The sequence below is a fragment of the Brevundimonas sp. genome (assembly GCF_023259385.1).
Taxonomy (GTDB): domain Bacteria; phylum Pseudomonadota; class Alphaproteobacteria; order Caulobacterales; family Caulobacteraceae; genus Brevundimonas.
This window is the reverse complement of the sequence record NZ_JAHFPF010000354.1, coordinates 1-2,214: the sequence shown is the minus strand read 5'-3', so window position 1 is coordinate 2,214 and position 2,214 is coordinate 1. Positions and strand designations below refer to the sequence as shown.

The following is a 2,214-nucleotide window of genomic DNA, read 5'->3' as shown; positions in this document are numbered from 1 at the left end:
CGGCGTTCAGCAGGTGGGTCTTGCCGTAGCCGTAGGGGCCGCAGAAGAAGATCGGGTTGAAGTGGCCGTCGGCCCAGGCGGCGGCCTGGCGGGCGATGGCCAGGGCGAAGGCGTTGCCCTGCCCTTCCACGAAGCTGTCGAAGGTCAGGCGGTCCTGCAGGCCGGCGGCGCGCACGGCGCGGGCGCCGTCGGCGACCGGGGGCACCGTGGCCAGGGGCATGGAGGCGTGGGGCATGGCCACCACATTGCCCGAGATCGCCGAGGCGGCGCGGCCGGCGGCGACCTGCGAGGCCGGGGCGACCGAGCCCATTTCGGCGCGGCAGCGCACATCGAGGCGGCGGTTCAGGCCGTCCAGGCCCAGCCACAGCTCGTTCATGCGGCGCAGGGCGTTCTTGCGCACCCAGTCACGCGCATAGGCGGTCGGCGTGACCAGGATCAGTTGGCCGGCGCCGTCCACGCGCACAGCCGACGGCGCGATGTAGGAACTGAACGCCCCCTCGCCGATCTCGCCGCGCAGCCGACCGGCCGCCTCGGTCCAGATATGATCCGGATCCGTCATCCCCGCCATCCTCGCGCTCCCCATCATCGGTCAGCCACCCGCCGCAAAAATCCATCACCGTGACACCCTTCAGAGCCGGCTGGCGCAGGGACGACTTCTCCTGCCCGGTGCGGCGCAACCGCCGCCCGGATTGGGGTCGTTCTCTCGATCAGACGGCTCACGCCGGAGCGAAACAGGGTTCCGCGCCGTCTTCATCCGTGTGGGGATGGAAGTGCGTCAGCCCCTTGAACTTACGCTCGGCGAAGGGTGGGTCAACGCTGATTCGCGACTCAAAATGCAGTTAAAATTGTTGACTCCGCTAAAGCGCGTCGCGGCCTTGGGAAATCCTGATTTCGCCACAGACGCGAGCGCGAATTCGCGTGACAACGGTTACCGCGACACGTGCAAACGGCGAGGGAGCGTGTGCGCCCTCGCCGTTGAATTCACTGCTATTTACCATGACAGGCCTATGAAAGGCCGTCCGGAGCCCGAAAAATCAGGCGGCCGACATCTTCTTCAGTTGGGCGGCCAGACGCGACACCTTGCGCGAGCCCGTGTTCTTGTGAACCACGCCCTTGGAGACGGCGCGCATCAGCTCCGATTGAGCCTCCACGAAGGCGCCCTTGGCGGCGGTGGCGTCGCCACCGGTGACGGCTTCCTGGAACTTGCGCAGGAAGGTGCGGACGCGCGTGCGGCGCGCCTTGTTCACTTCGGTGCGAGCGGCGATCTTGCGGATCGCTTTCTTGGCGCCGGGGTTGTTGGCCATCAGTCAAACCTTCGAACGGAAAACGCCGCGGAGCACACGTCCACGGCGCGGAAATCTCAAGAGCGCGCGGCTATAGCGGAAAGGGCCTCGCCCGGCAAGCGGGAGTCTGACTCGTTCTGCGAGAGCCCTGTCGGGCCGCCGGCCAGGTCCCGGCTCCATACAGGAGGGCTCGGCGTTCTCAAAGGCGACAGTTGACGCCGATTGGTTACAATTGTAGCGCTACGGCGACCAACGTAACCGAGAGGCCGTCATGAGCGAACCGACCGTACCCACGGACGCCGAACTGGATGTGCTGAAAGCCTTCTGGCGCGACGGGGCGCTGAGCTCGCGGGAAGTGCAGACGCGCATCGCCGACGGGCTGGGCTGGACCTCGTCGACGACCCGGACGGTGCTGGAGCGGATGCGGGCCAAGGGGCTGCTGGCGCGGCGCGAGGTGCACGGCGTCGCCGTCTATGAAGCGACCCAGCCGAAGGTGGCCGTGATCAGCGGGATGATGAAGCGGCTGTCGGCCCTGCTGGAGATCGACGGCCCGCTGCCCGCCGCCGCCTTCTCGGGCAGCCAGCTTCTGGACGCCGACGACATCGCCGCGCTGGAGCAGGCGCTGACCGACGACGCCGGCAAGGCCGACGGGGAGACGCAATAGTGGGCGCGCCCGAGCTTCTGGCCCTGTCTCTGGGCCTGTCCGTCGCCGTGGCGGCGCTGGGCCTGGCGGGCGGGACGATCATCGAACGGCTGAGCGCCGATCCCGGTCTGAGGGACAAGGCATGGGGCGCGGCGCTGCTGCTGCCGGTCCTGCCTCCGGTCGCGACGGCGCTTCTGCTGATCACGCCGGCGCCCGTGCGCGAGGTCGTGATCGCGCCGGCGGCGGCGGTCGCCCTCGCGGCCCCGGCCGCCCCGGCGGCCGCGCCGG

Annotated in this window: 3 protein-coding genes and 1 pseudogene; 2 read left to right on the top strand and 2 right to left on the bottom strand. The window is 68.9% G+C overall.

Features of this window, described 5'->3' with window-relative positions:
• On the bottom strand, window positions 1–559 hold a 559-nt coding region (locus Q0C81_RS18145; RefSeq protein WP_291841220.1), incomplete at its 3' end, for a DnaA/Hda family protein.
• A 475-nt stretch (window positions 560–1,034) separates the two neighbouring features.
• On the bottom strand, window positions 1,035–1,304 hold the full coding sequence (gene rpsT / locus Q0C81_RS18140) for a 30S ribosomal protein S20 (protein WP_291841218.1): 270 nt from the start codon (window positions 1,302–1,304) through the stop codon (window positions 1,035–1,037).
• Window positions 1,305–1,554: 250 nt separating this feature from the next.
• On the opposite strand from rpsT, the gene Q0C81_RS18135 reads away from it, so the two are divergent.
• On the top strand, window positions 1,555–1,947 hold the full coding sequence (locus Q0C81_RS18135; RefSeq protein WP_291841216.1) for a BlaI/MecI/CopY family transcriptional regulator: 393 nt from the start codon (window positions 1,555–1,557) through the stop codon (window positions 1,945–1,947).
• A pseudogene (locus Q0C81_RS18130) lies at window positions 1,947–2,214 on the top strand (hypothetical protein); the annotation flags it as partial. The gene Q0C81_RS18135 and the pseudogene Q0C81_RS18130, both read left to right, overlap by 1 nt.

Coding starts and splice junctions, on each gene's coding strand:
- Q0C81_RS18135 (WP_291841216.1), top strand. CDS start 1,555: ATGAGCGAACCGACCGTACCCACGGACGCCGAACTGGATGTGCTGAAA.
- rpsT (WP_291841218.1), bottom strand. CDS start 1,304: ATGGCCAACAACCCCGGCGCCAAGAAAGCGATCCGCAAGATCGCCGCT.